This is a genomic window from Hoylesella timonensis 4401737 = DSM 22865 = JCM 15640 (assembly GCF_000455445.1).
Lineage (GTDB): Bacteria > Bacteroidota > Bacteroidia > Bacteroidales > Bacteroidaceae > Prevotella > Prevotella timonensis.
Genome location: NZ_HG417093.1, coordinates 160,721 through 181,120, shown reverse-complemented (window position 1 = coordinate 181,120; position 20,400 = coordinate 160,721). Strand labels below are relative to the sequence as shown.

Sequence of the window (20,400 nt, the reverse complement as noted above, 5' to 3'; positions counted from 1 at the left end):
GCACAACGATACCACTAACAGGAGACTCCGTTTTTGCATTTATTAGCACATGATAAGATGTCAAATTAAGGGTTTTCGTTTTGCCATACACCTGATTTACTGTAACTTTGCAAAAATTATGAGTACTAAAGAAATAAGAAATTTAGAGTACAATCCAGCTGGATTAACTGATGTACAAATTGCAGAGAGCAGACAACGACATGGCGAGAACGTATTAACGCCACCTCCAAGTACATCTCTTTGGAAATTGTACTTGGATAAGTACCGCGACCCTATCATTCAAATTCTTTTGGTAGCAGCAGCCATTTCCTTAGTGTTATCTCTTATTGAAAAAGATTTTATTGAGACCATCGGTATTTTCGTTGCTATCTTTTTTGCCACGACCGTAGGCTTTTATTTTGAGCGAGATGCAGCTAAAAAGTTCAATATCCTTAATGCATTAAATGAAGAGTCACCAGTGAAGGTGCGCCGCCATGGGCATGTGATAGAGATTCCACGACGAGAAGTTGTGGTGGGAGATATTATGATTATCGAAGTAGGTGATGAGATTCCTGCCGACGGACTGCTTCTGAAAGCTGTCGATCTTCACATCGATGAGTCTTCACTCACAGGTGAGCCTATTTGCTCAAAGGTAGTTTTGCCAGAGGGAACGCACGATGAGGGCAACAATACCTATCCACGAAACATGATTCTGCGTAGTTCCATGGTCATGAATGGGCGCGGAACAGCCGTTGTAACAGCTGTAGGAGATGAGACAGAGATAGGAAAAGTGGCTCGCAACTCGACAGAAACCACTGATACCAAGACGCCACTCAACAAGCAATTGGATAAGTTGGCTAAACTGATATCAAAAGTGGGTTCGACTGTAGCGATAATGGCATTCATCATTTTCCTTGTTCACGATATCATGGTGAATGATGTCGTTTGGCAAGGACACGATTATTTCAGAATGGCAGAAGTGGTATTGAAATACTTCATGATGGCAGTCACGCTCATTGTGATGGCTGTTCCCGAAGGTTTACCAATGGCAGTAACTTTGAGTTTAGCGCTCAATATGCGTAGAATGCTCAAGAGTAACAATCTTGTAAGAAAGCTCCATGCTTGTGAAACGATGGGGGCTGTAACCGTGATATGTACGGATAAGACAGGAACGCTGACCGAAAACAAAATGACGGTTATGGAGATGAAAGGATTAATGCCACAGACTGTATCTCTCCATGATGAATTATTATCCCAAGCAATAGCACTCAATACCACGGCAGAGCTTACTGACGACAGTGGAATTGGAAATCCAACGGAAGTCGCACTGTTGATGTGGTTGAGCAAACAGGGCGTTTCTTATCAGACAATACGCGAACAAATAGAGGTCATAGCTCAGTTGCCTTTCTCGACAGAAAATAAGTATATGGCAACGGTTGCCAAGCTTAACGGGCAGCCTTATCTGTTTGTGAAGGGAGCACCCGAAATCGTGATGAGCTTTTGTGCATTGAGTACCGAAGAACAAGCGCAGCTTCAAAGCATGCTGTTGGGCTATCAACAGAAAGCAATGCGAACTTTGGCGTTTGCCTACAAGCCCTTGAAAGCACCTCTATTCTCGAAAGATGAGCTAAAAGAGGAATTACATGATCTTCTGTTTCAGACGGTGGCAGCGATTAGTGATCCAATACGTAAGGATGTTCCCTTGGCAGTGAAGCAATGCCAGAATGCAGGAATAGAGGTTAAAATTGTAACAGGTGATACCGAAGCCACTACTGTAGAAGTAGCCCGTCAGATTGGAATTTGGAAGGATGAGACCTCACAAAAGGATTCAATCTCTGGTCCACAATGGAGCGCCATGTCCGATGAAGAGGCTTATGAATATGCCCCAAGATTAAAAGTAATGTCGAGAGCCCGTCCCAGTGACAAGCAACGACTGGTAGAAATGTTGCAGAAAAGAGGTGAAGTAGTTGCTGTTACTGGAGATGGCACCAACGATGCGCCAGCGCTGCATTATGCCCATGTTGGTCTTTCGTTAGGCTCTGGAACCAGTGTTGCAAAAGAAGCCAGTGACATGACGTTGTTAGATGATTCGTTTGGTTCTATTGCGCATGCGGTGATGTGGGGACGCTCGCTGTATAAGAACATTCAGCGTTTCTTATTTTTCCAATTGGTGGTCAATGTCACCGCTTTGTTATTGGTGCTTGGTGGCTCCTTTGTGGGGGTAGAAATGCCGCTTACGGTCACTCAAATTTTATGGGTCAACCTTCTTATGGATACCTTTGCTGCCATGGCTCTCGCCTCTTTGCCGCCTTCGAGAGATGTGATGAAGGACAAACCTCGCAAGAACTCTGACTTCATCATTAACAAAGAGATGAGGAAAGGAATATTATTTTGCGGTGTAGTCTTCTTCGCCATTATGTTTGCAATGTTGATTTATTGTGAGCGTAGAGGTTCTGAAGGGGTAGATATTCGCGAGTTAACCATCTTCTTTACTACCTTCGTGATGATTCAACTATGGAACTTATTTAATGCAAAGACATTAGGAACGAATCATACCGCTTTTCGTTATCTTTGGAAAGACAGAGGTTTGCTCTTGGTTTTGTTCATGGTTATCTTTGGACAATGGCTTATCGTCACGTTTGGCGGAAAGATGTTCCGCACCGTTCCGCTGTCCTTTCATGAGTGGATTCTCGTTATTGGGGCTACTTCCATGGTTCTGTGGGCTGGAGAGTTGTGGCGATGGATGCGACGAATAAAGACAAAAAAGGCATGAAACAACAAGTAAAGAATATTATCTTTGATTTGGGAGGTGTGCTTGTGGGCTTGGACAAACATCGCTGTATCAGTGCCTTTGAACAAATAGGTGCGGAGACTGTCGCTGAATATGTGCGAGATCATCGTACAGCAGACTTGTTCTATGATATAGAAGTAGGACAAATGACCACCGCAGACTTTTGTAAAGAGGTGCGTACCATGGCTGGCTGCAACGCCAGTGATGAAGAGATTGTGTGGGCATGGAACCAATTATTAACGGGCATTCCACAGATGAAGAAGAAACGTCTCTTGGCACTGAAACCGTCCTATCGTTTATTTTTGCTCAGCAATACGAACGAAATGCATTGGAAGAAATGCGTGATAGACGATTTTACAGACGCACATATGACCGAAAACAGTTATTTTGAGCAAATCTTCTTGTCGTACAAAATGACCATAGCCAAACCGAACAGGCAGATTTTTGAACGTGTATTGAACGCTGCTGGCATTCAGGCGGATGAGACATTATTTATAGACGACTCTTTGACAAACTGCCAGTCGGCTGCCCAATTAGGTATTCAAGTGTTTCATGAGACTACAGGCAATGACTGGCTAAATAAACAAGAATGGGATGAAGACAATCTTTTTGGATGAACATACACACTTAGATGAACCATGTGTAGCTACTATGGGCTTCTTTGATGGGGTGCATCAAGGACATCAATATTTGATACACAAGGTGGTGGAGAAGGCAAAACAAGCTGGCATGCCATCGGTGGTGGTGACCTTTGATCAGCATCCACGTGCGGTATTGCAAAAAGATTACGTCCCAGAATTGTTGACAACCAATGAACAAAAGTTTGACCTTTTAGCTCGTACAGCGGTAGACTGTGTTGTTGTTCTTCATTTCACACCTACTATGGCTGCATTGACAGCACAGGAGTTTATGACGCATATTTTGCATCATCAATTGAAAGTCCGTGCTTTATTCATCGGTTACGATCATCAATTTGGATATCATCGCAGAGAGGGATTTGCAGATTATGTGCGCTATGGACAACAATTAGGCATGGAAGTGATAAGGAATGACGCCTATGTAGACGACGAAGAAGGAAAACAGGTGAGCTCATCAATTATCCGAAAGTTGATACGCGAAGGTGAACTCCCATTGGCAAATCGATGCTTGGGTTATCCCTACACCCTGACGTCTAACGTGATAGGGGGCTTTCAAGAAGGACGAAAGTTGGGCTTTCCCACCGCAAATTTGGACATAGAGCAAATCACCCAACTCCTTCCTGCACAAGGGGTGTATGCGGTTCAAGCACAAATTGATAAGACAGGTGCATGGTATCGTGGAATGACAAGCATTGGGACGCGTCCTACCTTTCACGGAACCTCTTTATCCATCGAAACAAATTTGTTGGACAACTACCATGCCAACATTTATCAACATCAGCTTTCAATTGCTTTTTATAAGCGTTTACGTGAAGAAAAGTGTTTCAGTCAGGTGGACGATTTACGGCAGCAACTGGTGCAAGATGCCGAAAATGTGAATATGTTTTTTAATCAGTTGAACGAATAAATGAAAACAATTTTTAGAACAGTCCTCGATGTTGTTTGGTACTTAGTGCTGTTTGTCTTGATACAACTCATGGCGATGAAAGTAGTGAATTTAGGGACACTGCTCGTTCATGGCATGGACTTTCAAGAAGCCTTGCGATATGCAGCTAAACATGCGATGTTGAGTACAACAACTGTTATCTTGTCTTCGGGACTTTCAAGTGCATTGACAATGCTTATCTTTGGTGGATTTAAGTGGGTTCCTCTGTCTCGTTCATACGTTCAGAGTCGACCATGGGGAACGTTATTTTGGGTGGTTTTGCTGTCTCTTGGCACGTTAATTCCCTCCACATGGATGATAGAACAATTGGAAATAGATGTCCCTTCGGGTGTTGAACGCATGTTAATGGCTTTGTTAGGTAGTCCTTGGGGCTATCTTGTCGGTGAAGTACTTATCCCCATTGCAGAGGAAATGGTGTTTCGAGGAGCCATTTTAAGGACTTTGAGAAAATCGTTTCAGCAAACCACTCCATGGATTGCAATTGCCCTTTCGGCATTGATATTTGGATTGGCACATGGCAATTTCGCCCAATTTCCTCATGCTTTCCTCATGGGATTGTTGTTAGGATGGATGTATGTTCGTACCAATAGCATCATCCCTGGAGTCGTTTTCCATTGCATCAATAATTCTTCAGTATTTATTTTGTATAACGTGATGCCACAAACAGCAAATCTTCGGCTGGTAGAAATCTTTGGCGGAAGCCAACGGGCAGTATGGTTGAGTTTGCTTTTCTCGCTATGTATCTTCCTGCCGTCATTGTTTCAGTTACAAAGAAGACTGCATCCTGCTGAAGAAAAGCTAAAATAGCGAAACGCCACCCACTGGTGGCGTTTCTTTTCTTACATTAGTATGTTATGAAAAATTTGAGAGAATGTTGAAACTTCACAGTTTCGTTTTTGTTTTACTAAACATTATTTATTCTTGAGAAAGCATAGAAATTATCTTATTTTATCATGGGCGTTGGCTGAATCTCCGAAGGCAGTATGCTACTCTGTTGCATGGTATCGGTTTTCGAAGAATCACCAATAGCGACAGAAGCTCCTTGCTGCACTTGTTCTACTCCAGCTGTATTTGTACCCGTAGAGCCATTGCTTGTCATGAAAGGCACTTGTAACGCATTGCTTAGCGTCAGGATAATGGCTACTACAGCCGCTGCCTTAAAGAGAGGCATGAGCCGTTCGCTCAGTCTTACGGTGCGTGCCTTCACAGTCACTGGCTCGTCTATCATGGAAATAATCTTTGCATCAAAGTCGCTTCCCAAAACGTCTTGAGTGGCTTCTTGATGTGCATACACAAACAAGGCCCTATACTTTTCGAGTTCGGCTGGAACCTCCTTCTGGCTAAAGAATGTGCGAAGAATCTCTTCCTCTTCAAGAGAAGTCTCGCAAACCCAATAGCGTTCTAAAAGTTGTTTGATATATTTATAATCCATAATTGTCGTATCTTTTGAATCGTTCTTTTACCGTTTGTCTGGCTCTGAAGATGTTTATTTTCACTTGTTCTTCACTGATGTCCAGTATCTCGGCAATTTCTTTGTAGGCTTTTCCTTCAAAATCTCGGAGCTGCATACAGCTTCTTTGCTTCTCGGGCAGCGCATTCACGATATTTCTTACTAATTCTACGCGGTCACGTTGCAGCGTCTTTTCGAAAGGATTGGATGAGTGGTCTGAAGTTTCTACGGGTCTTTCTTCCAACGATTCAGCGAGATGTCCATGCCTTTTCACACAGTCAAGTGCCAAGTTTCTGCATATCGTGAGACTAAAAGCTTCGATAGATTCTATCTCTTCCCAGCTTTCTCGCTTGTTCCAAACCTTAATCAGCGTCTCTTGAACAATGTCTTCTGCCTCTTCGTGACTAAGCGTAATGCGTAGTGCAAGCCGATAAAGCACATTTTTGAGTGGTAAGACGTCGTTCCGAAAACTGATATTTTTCATCCTTGCCTCTATTTATATGACGATTGAGGTGTATGTAAGTTACAACGTAATCTTCTTTTAACTTTTATTAAAAGATTAAGCTTCCTGTTTCAAGCATTTGTCGTTGGTGGCATGAGGTGTTGAGGATGTTCTTCAACTCTTGCCTCATTTCTGTTCCCTTTGCCTTCCTTATTCAAGATAGGTATAGCCGTAAAGCCCAGAGCGATAATTATTTAAGAACTCTTTTCCTTCGTCTAACGAAATCTTTCCTTGCTTGACACTCTTTGTTACCCAAGTTTCTAATTGCCTTACCAATTTCTTTGGGTTGTATTGCACATAGTCAAGCACTTCCTCAACAGTCTCACCATCAATGATTTGGTCTATTTTGTATTTGCCATCCTTCACGGAGATATGCACCGCGTTGGTATCCCCAAAGAGATTGTGTAAATCGCCTAAAATCTCTTGATAGGCTCCTACGAGGAACACACCTAAATAATAGGGTTCGTGATTTTTCAACGTATGGACAGGCAAGACGTGTGAGATGTTGCGATTGGTCACAAAGTTTGCAATCTTTCCATCGCTATCACAGGTAATATCTTGTAAGGTTGCGTTGCGTGTAGGTCGTTCATTCAGTCGCTGAATAGGCAATATAGGGAAGAGCTGATCAATCGCCCAACTGTCTGGGAGTGATTGGAATAAGGAAAAGTTACAGAAGTATTTATCTGCCAAAGTCTTGTCTAAATTTCTCAATTCATCAGGGACATGCTTGAGCGACTTAGCCATCATGTTTATTTCATGACAGATACTCCAATAGATACTCTCTATCTCCGCCCGTGTACGAAGGTCGACAATGCCATGCGTGAACAGGTCAAGAGATTCTTCGCGGATTTGTTCTGCATCATGCCAGTCTTCCATAATGTTGCGCGAATTCAAATTATCCCATATATCATAGAGGTCTTTTACCAACTGATGATCATTCTCTTCGGGTTCAAACTCTTCAGGCATTTGAGGCAAACTGGCTGTTTCCAACACATCAATAATAAGCACCGAGTGGTGCGCAGAAAGCGATCTGCCACTTTCTGTGATAAGGTTCGGATGCGGAATCTCATTTTTATCGGCTGCCTCTACAAAGGTATAAATACAGTCGTTGACATATTCTTGAATAGAATAGTTGACCGAACTCTCACTGTTGGAGGAACGTGTACCGTCATAGTCCACCCCTAATCCTCCACCACAGTCTACAAAATCGACGGGATAACCCATTTTATGCAGATTGATGTAATATTGCGCTGCCTCACGCAGAGCCGTCTGAATGCGGCGTATTTTGGTGATTTGCGACCCGATGTGGAAATGAATCAAGTGAAGACAGTCTTTGAGACCTTTCTCTTCAAGCATTTTTAATGCCAGTAAAAGTTCAGAAGAATTCAAACCAAACTTGGAGGCATCGCCACCGCTTTCAGCCCATTTTCCCGAACCCGATGAAGCCAATTTGATGCGAATACCAATATTAGGGCGTACTCCTATCTTCTTAGCAGCTTTGGCAATGATGTCTAATTCGTTGAGTTTTTCAATGACAATGAAGATGCGTTTGCCCATTTTCTGTGCCAAGAGTGCCAGTTCAATGTAGTTCTGGTCTTTATAACCATTGCAGATAATCAGAGAGTCGCTTTGACATTGAACCGCTATGACGGCATGAAGTTCTGGCTTACTGCCCGCTTCCAGTCCCAAATTGAATTTCTGTCCGTGAGAGATAATCTCCTCAACAACAGGCTGCATTTGGTTTACCTTGATGGGGTAGATAATGAAATTCTGTCCTGTATAATTGTATTCCTTGGATGCTTGTTCAAAACAACTGGCAGTCTTTTCTATTCGGTTGTCCAAGATGTCGGGGAAACGCAATAGTACGGGTGCGCTCACGTCACGTAGTGCCAGCTCGTCCATCACGTCTCTAAGGTCTATCTCCGTGTTGTCTTTGCAAGGTGTTACATAGGCATTTCCCTTTTCGTTGATGCCAAAATAAGAAACGCCCCATCCATTGATGTTATATAGTTCTTTTGAATCTTCTATTGTCCACTTTTTCATTGTTTCTGAAATGTTCTGTTTTTAGAGGTTGAGAAGTGCTCTCAATTGTGTTACTGCTAATTTAATTTTTTCGTATTGATCCAGTAATGTCACGTCAAAGGTGTACTGTGCCTTTTGATAATAAATTTCTCGTTCACGGAGTTGGCTTTGGATATAGGCTTTCACCTCATCCGCTGTCTTGTTGAGTAGTAAGGGTCTGACGTTCCTGCCCATGTTCAAATGTTTATAGAGTACATCGGTGCAGGCTTTCAGATATACTGTTTTGCCCTGCCTGTTCAAGTAGTCCATGTTGTCAAAGAAGCAGGGAGTGCCACCACCACAGCTGAAAATAACATTCTCGAACTCGGCAACTTCGTGCAGCATTTCATGCTCTATTTTCCGAAATCCCTCTTCCCCTCGTTCTTCAAAGATTTGTGGTATCGTCTTTCGCATCCTGTTTTCTATGTACCAATCAAGGTCGTAAAAGGGCATTCCCGTTGCTTTAGACAGGGCTTTTCCTATCGTTGTCTTTCCTGCCCCCATGTAGCCAAGGATGATAATACGATTCATCATGTCTTGAGGCACTTTATCTTCTACTCCGAGTTGACTTCTTTACGGGTGTATTTTGGATAATCTCCATACACTGTTCGTAGGAAATATCCGCAGCTTTGTCGTGCCATGTTTTTGGCAGTCGGTAGTTCTTTCCGTCATAGGCGATGTATGGACCGTATCTACCGTTGAGTACTTCCATCTTTTCGTCTTGTTCAAAGGATTTGATGTGACGTTCCTTCTCCTGCTGTCGCTTTTGCTCTATCAGCTCAATCGCTGTCTCTAAGCTTACTTGCAAGGGGTTTTCAGTCTTAGGAAGGGATACATATTTTTTGTTGTGAAGCACGTATGGACCAAATCTACCCGCCCCTATCACTACATCAGAGCCTTCAAACTGTCCTACAGTACGAGGCAGTTGAAAGAGTTTCAGAGCCTCTTCCAAGCTGATGGTAGCCATACTTTTATCCGCAGGAAGCTGAGAAAACTTCGGTTTCTCATCATCTTCAGCCGTCCCGATTTGTACCACTGGACCGAATCTTCCTATCTTTACAAATACTGGTTTCCCACTCTCAGGGTCAATACCTATTTCCCGTTCTCCGGCTTTGTGCTCGCTCCGGGCATTCATTACTTTTTCTACAATGGGTTCAAAATCTTTGTAGAACACTTTCATCATCTTTAGCCACGAAGCCTTTCCTTCGGCAATTTCGTCGAACTTCTCTTCTACATTTGCGGTGAAGTTATAGTCCATGATAGCCGGGAAATTGTTTATCAAGAAGTCGTTCACTACAGTTCCTATGTCAGTAGGTAGGAGTTTTCCCTTCTCATTACCCACCACTTCGGTTTTCTCCTTTGACGTGATGTGGTCATTCTTCAAGGTATCTATGGTGTAGGTTCGCTCATCGCCTTTCTTATCTCCTTTTTGCACATATTCTCGTTGCTGTATGGTGCTAATGGTGGGTGCATAAGTAGAAGGACGTCCAATGCCCAATTCCTCTAATTTCTTCACCAAACTGGCTTCCGTGTAGCGAATAGGACTTTGAGAGTAACGCTCGGTTGAGGTGATTTCGTGTCGCAGTAAGCGGTCGCCTTCGGTGAGGACAGGCAGGGTGTGGGAGGTGTCTTCTTGATTTGTCTCATCCTCATCGCTTGATTCGCGATAAGCTTTGATGAAACCATCAAACTTAATATTCTCCACGTTTGCAACAAACTGCTCTGTCACACCACTGACCTCAATGCTCACAGTCGTCTTTTCTATCTGGGCATCTGCCATTTGGCTGGCTGCCGTGCGCTTCCAAATGAGGTCGTAGAGCCTACGTTCTTGCGAGGTTCCTTCTATCTCGTGCTGGCTCATGTAAGTGGGGCGAATGGCTTCGTGCGCTTCTTGTGCGCCTTTCGAGTGTGTCTGATATTTACGAGGCTTACTGTATTCCTTGCCATAAGCCTTTATGATTTCGTCTTTGCTGGTATTGATAGCGAGCGATGACAGGTTGACGCTGTCGGTACGCATGTAAGTAATCAATCCGCTTTCGTACAGATGTTGCGCTATCATCATGGTTTGTCCCACCGTAAATCCCAACTTTCGTGCTGCCTCTTGTTGCAGTGTGGAGGTGGTAAAGGGAGGCGCTGGTGTGCGTTTGAGGGGCTTGCGTGCAATGCTGCCCACTGTGAACTGTGCGTCTTTGCATTTTTCTAAGAAAGCAAGTGCTTCTTCGTGAGTAGGGAAACGCTTGTCTAATTCGGCTTTCACCTCCGCTGTTCCCTCTGCATTTGCAATATTGAAAGTTGCATTGATGCGGTAGTAAGGCTCGCTTTTGAAGGCTTGTATCTCTCGTTCACGCTCTACAATGAGTCGTACAGCCACGCTCTGCACACGTCCTGCCGAGAGGGCTGGCTTGACTTTTCGCCAAAGAACGGGCGACAGACGGAAGCCTACCAAGCGGTCGAGTACACGCCTTGCTTGTTGCGCATTGACCAAATCCATGTTGAGATGGCGTGGATTTTGAATAGCATCTAAAATGGCGGGCTTAGTGATTTCATGAAAAACAATGCGATTTGTTTTTTCTTCATCCAAACCAAGCACCTCGCACAGATGCCAAGATATGGCTTCTCCCTCACGGTCTTCATCGGATGCGAGCCATATATGTTTGGTGTCCTTGGCGTTTTTCTTCAGTTCGCTAACTAATTTTTTCTTCTCCTCTGGAATTTCATATTTTGGCTCTAAAGTCTTTGGATCAATGCTCAACTCTTTCTTCTTCAAGTCACGAATATGACCATAGGAGGACATTACCTTATAGTCTTTGCCCAAAAACTTCTCAATTGTTTTTGCTTTTGCAGGGCTCTCTACAATTACTAAATTCTCTTGCATTGCTGTTGAATCGTCTTGTTATTTGGCGGCAAAAGTAAACAAAACTTTCTTTATACCTTTTATATATAGAATATTTTGGCGGGTTTTTAAGGTTTTTAAGATGTGTTTGCTTAAATTATAAATCAGAATGCCTTTTTATTGGGATGGAATTTCACTAAAATAACTGTCAAAAAACTTTACAGTTGTGACGATATTTTTGGGGAAATTTCAGCCGAAGAGGACAGAAATAATTGTTTTAACTCGCATGCGCAACAAATCTATAACATGCAGATTATCAACAAGATGAACTCCAATTAAAGCTTCGTTCAATACACGATGTAAGCTGTCTCTATTTCCTAAGATTATTGAAGCATGGAGATAAGGGCCTTAACTCATGGAGATAAGGCGGTTATCTACATGGGTTAAGGGCATTAACTCATGTAGATAACAACGGCATGTAAAAATGTTTACAATTATCGGGGTAAGTGATGGTCTAAAAATCGACGGAGACCTTCACGTATGGAACGTAATCCAAACTCTTCGGTATGGATATCCTCTGGTGCCATCCAAAGTGTTTCGCCTGCATCATCACCTGCGGTCAGAGTTGAGGTGTCGGCTACCTCGCAAAGGAAAAACATGTCCAAGGTAGGGATGTCTAAACCGCTGTATCGGTATTTATTGGGTAAGCTGAAGAGGTATGTGGCTTTTGTAACGTCAAGGTTGGTCTCTTCTTTCACCTCTCTTATTACTCCTTCCTCGCCCGTTTCATTTGCATCGGTGAAACCACCAGGCAAGTCGTAAGTTCCTTTTGCAGGCTCTTTGAGGCGGCGCTCTATCAGGATTTCACCTTTTTGATTCATGATGAAAGCCACGTTTGCCGCACTTGGATTCAGATAATATTCAAAGTGACAATTCTCGCACTGCTTGCTTTTCTCGTTCTTAATCACAAAATGCTGACTTCCGCAGACGGGACAGAACTGAAATTTTTCTAATAAGTGTATCATTGTTGTTTGTGATGGATAATGTCTGTTTTATCGTTTCCTCTCTATGGTCTAAGGGGTTGGAACCCTCGCTTCATAGATTTGGACTCCAGTGTCTTGACACTTACAAAGATACTAAATTTTATTGATTCGGCAAATCCTATTCATTTTCTTTCTTCCCACCGTCTAAATCGCCCAAAAAACATGAATAAATGAGGTTTCATGAACAGTTGGAGGGCTGGAAAGCTATAAAATCAAGACACATGAGTTAATTTTTATTTCTTTTGTGTGAAATTCATTTAATTAATCGTATATTTGCAAACATAAAGAGTATAAAAAAATCAAAACTATTAAACCTTTAAAATTTATTCGTATTTATGGCAACATTTAGGACAACAATGCTAATGGCATTGGCATTATCCTCTGCCAGTCTTTCGTATGCTGATACGACTGTTAACCCCATGGTGACAGTGGCTCAGCAGCAGACTGCATGTAAGGGTAATATTATGGATACGAATGGCGACCCTATTATTGGGGCGTCTATCGTAGTGAGTGGACAAAAGAAAGCCACAATTAGCGATATGGAGGGTAACTTTACGCTGCCAGATGTGGCAACGGGAGCCACGCTCACCATTTCGTATGTGGGCTACAAAACCCAAACGGTGGTATGGAATGGGAAAGACCTTTCTATCACACTGCATGAGGATGCCGAAAGTCTGGAGGACGTAGTGGTTGTGGGCTACGGTACTCAGAAGAAGGTAAACCTTACGGGTGCCGTCTCTGTAGTGAGCAAGAAGACATTAGAATCGCGCGCCGTTACCAGTGTAGCACAGGCATTGCAAGGTGCTGTACCGGGACTGAACTTCACCGTGGGCAACGGTGGTGGCTCATTAGACCGCCGTATGTCTATGAACATCCGTGGTACGGGTACCATCGGTAAAGGCTCTAACGCTTCGCCACTGGTACTGATCGATGGTACCGAAGGCGACTTGTACTCGCTGGCACCCAACGACATTGAGAGCATCTCTGTATTGAAGGATGCCTCAGCAAGTGCTATTTACGGTTCACGCGCAGCCTTTGGTGTCATCTTGGTGACAACCAAGAGCGGTAAGGACGGACGAGCAAGTATTTCGTACAACGGCAATATGCGTTTCTCAACGGCTACGCAAGTACCAGAGATGCCCAACTCGTACGACTTCGCACGCTATTGGAACGATGCAGCTGCCAACAATGGTGAGGGTGCACCGTTCAACGAGGAAATCATGAAGAAGATTCAGGACAACATCAACGGCACACTCAAAGAAGAAGACAAGGGTCTTACCAAGTGGCAAGGTTATGCCGCTAACGAACCATGGGCGATGTACACTGGTTCTTGGGCAAACACCGACTGGTTCAAGGAAATGTACAAAAGCAATGTTCCCTCGCAAGAGCATAACGTTTCTATTAGCGGTGGTGTGAAGAACATCAACTACTATGTAAGTGGTACATGGCTTAACCAGCACGGATTGATACGTCACGGTAAGGACGTACTCAACAAGTACAACTTTACAACGAAGGTGAACGCTGATGTCACCAAATGGCTCTCCATCTCGTACAGCAACAAGTGGAACCGTGAGGCATTCAGTCGTCCATCTTACATGACGGGACTTTTCTTCCATAACATCGCACGCCGTTGGCCTACCAATCCTGTCTATGACCCACACGGACACTATGTGCATGGTAATGAGATTATCCAGATGGAAGATGGCGGATTGGACAAATCCACCACAGACAAGCTGTTCCAACAGCTGGTGTTTGAGTTCAAGCCTCTCGCTGGCTGGAAGATACGTTTGGAGGGTAACTACAACACCACCAACTATCACAACCACTGGGACGTGCTACCTATCTACTATCACGACCCACAGGAACTGCTCACCCCTGCTGCATGGAGTGATGGCTACAAGGCGGGAAAGTCGGACGTTAGTGATGGCATGAGCCGTACCAATTACTTCAACGGTCGCTTCTACACCGAGTATGCGTTTACGCTCAACGAAAAGCATGACCTGAAGTTGTTAGGTGGTTTGGATATGGAGTCAAACTTGTACACCGTGCTGTCTGCATCGCGTGCTGATCTCATCACACCGTTGGTGCCTACGCTCAACAACGCCACTCACGAGAACACACGTCCAGGCTTCGGCAACACCCAATGGGCAACCATGGGTATGTTTGCTCGTGTGAACTATGCTTATGATTCTCGCTACTTGGCTGAGTTCTCTATCCGCCGCGACGGTTCTTCACGTTTCATCGGTGATAAGACATGGGCTACTTTCCCCTCATTCTCTTTGGGTTGGAACATGGCACACGAGGCATTCTTCAAGCCACTTACCAATACGGTGCAGACCTTGAAGGTGCGTGGTTCTTGGGGAACATTGGGTAACACCAACATCAAAGAAATATATCCATGGTTCCTTAGTCAACCAGTATGGGCAACATCTTCAAATTGGCTTATCAATGGACAAAAGCAGACTATTGCAAGCGTGCCAGGATTGGTATCACCAAATCTGACATGGGAAACCGTACGCTCTTGGAACGTGGGATTAGACTTCGGCATGTTCAACAACAGATTGCAAGGTAACTTCGACTACTTTGTCCGCAACACAAGCGACATGGTAGGACCTGCTCCAGCCAAGCCTTCTATCTTGGGTGCAGACCCACCTAAAGAAAACAACAGTAACTTGCGCACCAACGGCTGGGAACTGGAAGTAAGATGGCGCGACCATATCGGCGATTTCAACTATGGAGTGAAGTTAGTAATGTCAGACGACATACAAACTATTACACGCTTCTACAATCCTAACCGCCTGCTGTCAGATTGGTGTGAAGGTCAGAAGATGGGTGACATTTGGGGATATCAAGTAGAAGGCATCGCACAGTCGGACAAAGAGATGAGCGACTGGCTTGCTAACAACAAACCATCATGGGGCTCAAACTGGGCTGCCGGTGATGTGATGTACAAAGACTTGAATGGCGATAAGAAAGTAAACAACGGTGAGAACACTTACGATAACACTGGCGACTTGACCGTTATCGGTAATTCAATGCCACGCTATCGCTTTGGTATTACCGTGGACGCAGCGTGGAAAGGATTTGACTTCCTGCTCTTCTTACAAGGTGTAGGCAAGCGCGACTTCTGGGACGCTTCTCCTTACAGCACTGGTGCTAACCACGGCATGTGGCAGGCAGCAGCCTTCAAAGAGCATTTGGACTACTGGCGTCCAGCAGATGATAAGAACTTCGGTCCTAATCCTGGTGCCTTCTATCCACGTCCACTCTTCGGCAAAGGATGGAAGAACTTCTATACTAGCGACCGCTACCTGCAGAATGCAGCCTACATGCGCATCAAGAACATTCAGCTGGGTTATACCTTACCTGTTGGATTGACCAGCGCATGGGGACTTAACAGAGTTCGTTTCTATATCTCTGCAGAGAACCTGTACACATTCACTAAAATGAATAAAATCTTCGATCCAGAGGCAACAGGTGGTGACTGGGGACCAGGAAAGATTTACCCACTGCAAAGGGTTTTGTCTTTTGGTTTGAATCTTAACTTTTAATAATTGGAAATTATGAAATACGATATAAAAAATATTTTAAGAGGAGGAATGGTCCTGGCATGTACCAGCTTGATGCTGACAGCGTGCAACGACTTCTTAGACAGGGCACCTCTGGACCAAGTGTCTCCCGGCGACTATTACAAAAACGCTGACCAATTGGGTACGTTTACGTGGAACTATTATAAAAACATCTTCCCCAACAACATTGGTTGGTGGGCAGGTGTAGCCACTTACGACAATGGAACCGATAATCAGGCTACGACCAGCGGTAATGCGGGTATGTTCCTGCAAGACCAGTGGAAGGTGCCTACGGCAGGTGGTATCGGCTTTAACGCCATTCGCGATGTTAACAAGTTCATCAACGAACAGGAAGCAAAGATAAAGGCAGGAGCTATTGAAGGTGACAAAAAGCAGATTAACCAATATATGGGCGAAGCTTACTTCATCAGAGCCATGCTTTATTTCAGTAAACTAAAAAGCTTTGGCGACTTCCCCATCGTTCTGAAAGAACTGAACATTGATGCCGACTTGGCAGAAGCAAGCAAGCGCATGCCTCGTAACTTGGTGGCACGCCAGATTTTGTCTGACATGGACAAAGCCATCTCACAATTGCAGGAAAAGCCTGTCAATGGTGGAAAACTGCGCATCAACAAGTATGCTGCATTGGCAGTGAAATCGAGAATGGCTCTATACGAGGGAACATTTGAGAAGTATCACAGAGGTACTGGACGTGTGCCTGGTGATGCCAACTGGCCTGGGAAGAACATGCCTTGGAACAAAGACTTCAAGATTAATCAACAAGAAGAGGTAGATTTCTTCTTGACTCAAGCCATGGATGCTGCTAAACAGGTATCCGATGCTGTTGGACTTCCTACTGCGAACAGTCATCAGATGAATCCTACCAAGAAGAGTGAATATGGAGGATGGAATCCTTATTACGACATGTTTGCTTCTTCTGACCTGAACAAATATCCAGAAGTACTGATGTGGAGACAGTTCAATTCGGACATTGGTGTGGCACACCTTACATCCAACAAATTGCGAACAGGCTCACAGACGGGATGGACGAGAGGTTTGGTAGAGTCGTTCTTGATGAAGAACGGTCTGCCTATCTATGCCACAGGCTCTGGATATCAGGGTGACAAGTCGATTGACTTGGCTAAGACCAATAGGGACGAGCGCTTGCAACTCTTTGTATTTGGCGAATCGGACGTACTGGCTACAGACCCAAACAGCATCGCAGTGTATAATGCAGAAGCGAAGAAGAAAAAACTTCCAGAAGTAGACCTTGTTAAGTTGGGCATTGCCAATATCGTTACAAATAATGCCGAGAGCAAGGATAACACTGGCTACAGACAGCGCAAGTTCTACAACTACGACCCTGCCATGCAGTTGGGACAGACCTTCTCGGATGTTTCAGGACAGATATTGGTACGCGTAGAAGAAGCAATGCTTAACTATATCGAGGCTTCTTACGAGAAGACTGGTGGTATTGATGCAACAGCACGCAAGTATTGGACACAATTGCGCGAACGTGCTGGCATTACAGCCTCTATCGAGACAACCATCGATGCTACTGACATGAGCCGCGAAGCAAACGTAAAGACGGCTTCGTATGACTGGGGTGCATTCTCTACAGGTAAGCCTATCAACGCCACACTGTATTCTATCAGACGTGAACGTAGAAGCGAGTTGGCTGGTGAAGGTTATCGCATGGACGACCTCATTCGTTGGTGTGCACTTGACCAGGTAAAGAACTACCAAATAGAAGGTGTGAACTTCTGGGACGAGATGTATAAGAATAAGGTATTTGAGTATACAGATAAAGACGACAAGGGCAATGAAGTGTTGAAGAACTATATCGTTGCTGATGGTGGCGACAAGGCTACCATGTCCTCTAAGGACCTTACGAAATACTATCGTCCTTACCAGATGAACAAGAAATACAACCTGTACAATTGATACACATTCTATCAGGCTCACTACTTGTCACCGTTCTCAGTTCAGGAAATGAAACTCTGCTCACCCGATGGTTCTGTGGCAAATACATATCTCTATCAGAATATTTATTGGCCGACAACAGCCAATGGAGAGGCTGAAAAGTAATAATTGAAAATTGATAGATAACTCTTGAATATGGGAGGCAGTTGACCAACATCGGTCACTGCCTCCCATTTTTTTGTATTGTTACGAGAAAAAAACAACCATATGCCCGTTGTTTATTTTGTATTGATAAAAAGACACGCCGCATTAATAATATGTAATTTTGTTAAATAGATATAATTAAGCGTGCGGGGTTGTATCTTTTCTTTGCACTTTACTATTAAATATGTACTTTTGCAGACCGATTATTTCGGGGATGAACTTAGAGTCCCCTGTGCGGTCGTGTTAATAGTAATGCTTTTGGCCGAGTGTTACGGTTAGTGAATCGCCCGTGCAAATGAGAAAAAAAATGTTTTTTAGTAGTAAAATTTAAAAGTTTAATGGACACTTTAAGTTATAAGACTATTTCCGTTAATAAGGAAACAGCACAGAAAGAGTGGGTCGTAGTAGATGCAAGCGATCAAATCGTTGGTCGTTTTTGCTCTAAAGTAGCAAAATTGCTACGTGGAAAGTACAAGCCATCTTTCACCCCTCATGTAGATTGTGGTGACAATGTCATCATCATCAACGCAGAGAAGATTAAGTTCTCTGGTAAAAAAGAAACAGACAAGCTATACACACGTTATACTGGTTACCCAGGCGGACAGCGTTTCAATACCCCTGCAGATCTTCGTACTCGCAAGAATGGTGTAGAGAAGATTGTTCGTCATGCTGTGAAAGGTATGTTACCAAAGGGTCCCTTGGGTCGCTCTTTGTTAAAGAACCTGTATGTTTTTGAAGGAGCTGAGCATGATAAAGCAGCTCAGCAGCCAAAGGCAATTGATATTAACCAGTATAAATAATAAGTAAAATGGAAATAATCAACGCAATAGGTCGCCGCAAGAGCGCAGTTGCTCGTGTTTACCTCACTGAAGGTACCGGCAAAATTACGATTAACAAAAAAGACATTGAGACATATTTCCCATCAGCTATTTTGCGTTATGTGGTTAAGCAGCCATTGACGACACTCGAAGTTGAAGGAAAATATGATATTAAGGTAAATCTTGATGGTGGCGGCTTTACAGGTCAGAGCCAAGCTCTCCGTTTGGCAATTGCACGCGCCTTGGTAAAGATTAATGCCGATGATAAGAGTGCTTTGAAAGCACAAGGCTTCTTGACTCGTGACAGTCGTTCTGTAGAACGTAAGAAACCAGGTCAGCCAAAAGCTCGTCGTCGCTTCCAGTTCAGTAAGCGTTAAAAGTGAGTTTGTAAGTTTTTTAGTTGCTTTAGTTTTTTAGTTGTAAAATTACTAAGTCGCTGACAGGTGTTGGTCTCATCACTGCATTTTTCGTATTTGACACATTTCTAATATGTGCATGAGCTAAACACTATACCACGGGACTAACAAAAAACTCAAGAACTTAAAACTAAGAAACTCAAAAACTCATGTTTAGTATCTAAATCCTCGAGATTTCCCATGCGTGGCGAACTACTCGAAGATTGGTTCTAATCAACTAAAAAGAAAGTAAACAATTAAAAAAAGAAAAAATGTCAAGAACAAACTTTGACCAATTATTACAGGCTGGTAGTCATTTTGGACACCTTCGCCGCAAGTGGAATCCTGCAATGGCTCCTTATATCTTCATGGAGCGTAATGGTATTCATATCATCGACTTAAACAAAACCGTAGCAAAAATTGATGAAGCTGCTGAGGCTTTGAAGCAAATTGCTAAGTCTGGAAAGAAGATTTTGTTTGTCGCTACTAAAAAACAAGCTAAGGACATTGTAGCTGAGAAGGCTGCATCTGTTAACATGCCATACGTTATTGAGCGTTGGGCTGGTGGTATGCTCACCAACTTCCCTACCATTCGTAAGGCTGTGAAGAAAATGGCAAACATTGATAAGTTGATGAACGACGGTACTTTCGCAAACATCTCAAAGCGCGAATTGCTGCAAGTAACACGCCAGCGTGCTAAGTTAGAAAAGAACTTAGGTTCTATTGCCGACCTGACACGTTTGCCATCAGCACTTTTCGTTGTTGACGTAATGAAAGAGCATATCGCTGTAAAGGAAGCAAACCGCTTGGGTATTCCTGTTTTTGCTATCGTAGATACCAATTCAGATCCTAAGAATATTGACTTTGTCATTCCTGCTAATGACGATGCGAAAGATTCCATTGACGTCATTCTAACAGCTTGCTGCCAAGCAATTGCTGAAGGATTGGAAGAGCGTAAGGCAGAAAAAGCAGACGAGAAGGCTGCTGCAGAGCAAAGCGAAGAAGTAGCTGAGGCGAAGCCAAAACGAGCACGTAGAGCTCGTAAAGAAGCAGAAGAAACCGTAGAGACTTCTACCGAAGTTGCTGATGAAAAAGCAGAAACAGAAGAAAAAGAAGAAGTTGAAGTGAAAGCAGAAGAGGAAACTCCAGCTGCTGAATAATTGTATGAACAGAGGAGAATAGAGAATGATGGTATGTAACAAAAATATGCCAAAAATTTTCTTTATTCTTCTCTGCTCTTTTTTATAT

General features: G+C 43.6%; 15 protein-coding genes. 9 read left to right on the top strand and 6 right to left on the bottom strand.

Translation table 11 applies throughout. The features are described 5' to 3' along the window. The first annotated feature begins 118 nt into the window (after window positions 1–118). The 4 genes from BN35_RS05390 to BN35_RS05375 are packed head-to-tail and all read left to right on the top strand — an operon-like array spanning window position 119 to window position 5,161. A complete protein-coding gene (locus BN35_RS05390; RefSeq protein ID WP_028900958.1) occupies window positions 119–2,752 on the top strand; it encodes a calcium-translocating P-type ATPase, PMCA-type in 2,634 nt (877 codons plus the stop codon). Next, window positions 2,749–3,387 (top strand): HAD family hydrolase, encoded by a 639-nt coding sequence (locus BN35_RS05385; RefSeq protein WP_025072032.1) that lies wholly within the window; start codon window positions 2,749–2,751, stop codon window positions 3,385–3,387. Before BN35_RS05390 ends, BN35_RS05385 begins: the two co-directional genes overlap by 4 nt. Continuing rightward, window positions 3,365–4,315 carry a bifunctional riboflavin kinase/FAD synthetase gene (locus tag BN35_RS05380; protein ID WP_025072031.1) on the top strand — a complete coding sequence of 317 codons (951 nt, stop codon included), beginning with the start codon at window positions 3,365–3,367 and terminating at the stop codon, window positions 4,313–4,315. Before BN35_RS05385 ends, BN35_RS05380 begins: the two co-directional genes overlap by 23 nt. Continuing rightward, the gene (locus BN35_RS05375; RefSeq protein ID WP_025072030.1) at window positions 4,316–5,161 is read left to right on the top strand and encodes a CPBP family intramembrane glutamic endopeptidase; all 846 of its coding nucleotides are present in this window, start codon (window positions 4,316–4,318) and stop codon (window positions 5,159–5,161) included. It abuts the gene before it with no gap. Window positions 5,162–5,297: 136 nt separating this feature from the next. Here BN35_RS05375 and BN35_RS05370 read toward each other — a convergent pair whose 3' ends face one another. The 6 genes from BN35_RS05370 to BN35_RS05345 form a co-directional block, all read right to left on the bottom strand. Then, window positions 5,298–5,786, bottom strand: coding sequence for a hypothetical protein (locus tag BN35_RS05370; protein WP_025072029.1), 489 nt, complete (start codon window positions 5,784–5,786; stop codon window positions 5,298–5,300). Beyond that, complete coding sequence (locus tag BN35_RS05365; protein ID WP_025072028.1) at window positions 5,776–6,288, bottom strand: RNA polymerase sigma factor; 513 nt, start codon at window positions 6,286–6,288, stop codon at window positions 5,776–5,778. Before BN35_RS05365 ends, BN35_RS05370 begins: the two co-directional genes overlap by 11 nt. A gap of 168 nt (window positions 6,289–6,456) precedes the next feature. Then, window positions 6,457–8,349 carry a biosynthetic arginine decarboxylase gene (gene speA / locus BN35_RS05360; RefSeq protein WP_025072027.1) on the bottom strand — a complete coding sequence of 631 codons (1,893 nt, stop codon included), beginning with the start codon at window positions 8,347–8,349 and terminating at the stop codon, window positions 6,457–6,459. Between the two features lie 21 nt (window positions 8,350–8,370). Further along, window positions 8,371–8,898, bottom strand: coding sequence for a shikimate kinase (locus BN35_RS05355; protein ID WP_025072026.1), 528 nt, complete (start codon window positions 8,896–8,898; stop codon window positions 8,371–8,373). A 16-nt stretch (window positions 8,899–8,914) separates the two neighbouring features. Further along, window positions 8,915–11,242: a type I DNA topoisomerase gene (gene topA / locus BN35_RS05350; RefSeq protein WP_028900957.1), complete on the bottom strand. Its 2,328-nt coding sequence runs from the start codon at window positions 11,240–11,242 to the stop codon at window positions 8,915–8,917. A gap of 452 nt (window positions 11,243–11,694) precedes the next feature. Further along, the gene (locus tag BN35_RS05345; protein ID WP_025072025.1) at window positions 11,695–12,222 is read right to left on the bottom strand and encodes an NUDIX domain-containing protein; all 528 of its coding nucleotides are present in this window, start codon (window positions 12,220–12,222) and stop codon (window positions 11,695–11,697) included. A 356-nt stretch (window positions 12,223–12,578) separates the two neighbouring features. Between BN35_RS05345 and BN35_RS05340 the strand changes: the two genes are divergently transcribed. The 5 genes from BN35_RS05340 to rpsB all read left to right on the top strand — a co-directional run bounded on the left by BN35_RS05340 (window position 12,579) and on the right by rpsB (window position 20,312). Next, window positions 12,579–15,794 (top strand): SusC/RagA family TonB-linked outer membrane protein, encoded by a 3,216-nt coding sequence (locus tag BN35_RS05340; RefSeq protein ID WP_028900956.1) that lies wholly within the window; start codon window positions 12,579–12,581, stop codon window positions 15,792–15,794. Between the two features lie 12 nt (window positions 15,795–15,806). Beyond that, window positions 15,807–17,756, top strand: coding sequence for a RagB/SusD family nutrient uptake outer membrane protein (locus tag BN35_RS05335; RefSeq protein ID WP_257009459.1), 1,950 nt, complete (start codon window positions 15,807–15,809; stop codon window positions 17,754–17,756). A 521-nt stretch (window positions 17,757–18,277) separates the two neighbouring features. Next, a complete protein-coding gene (gene rplM, locus BN35_RS05330) occupies window positions 18,278–18,739 on the top strand; it encodes a 50S ribosomal protein L13 (RefSeq protein ID WP_025072022.1) in 462 nt (153 codons plus the stop codon). Window positions 18,740–18,747: 8 nt separating this feature from the next. Beyond that, window positions 18,748–19,134 carry a 30S ribosomal protein S9 gene (gene rpsI / locus BN35_RS05325; protein WP_028900955.1) on the top strand — a complete coding sequence of 129 codons (387 nt, stop codon included), beginning with the start codon at window positions 18,748–18,750 and terminating at the stop codon, window positions 19,132–19,134. A 290-nt stretch (window positions 19,135–19,424) separates the two neighbouring features. After that, window positions 19,425–20,312, top strand: coding sequence for a 30S ribosomal protein S2 (rpsB, locus tag BN35_RS05320; RefSeq protein ID WP_008125044.1), 888 nt, complete (start codon window positions 19,425–19,427; stop codon window positions 20,310–20,312). Window positions 20,313–20,400 lie beyond the last annotated feature (88 nt).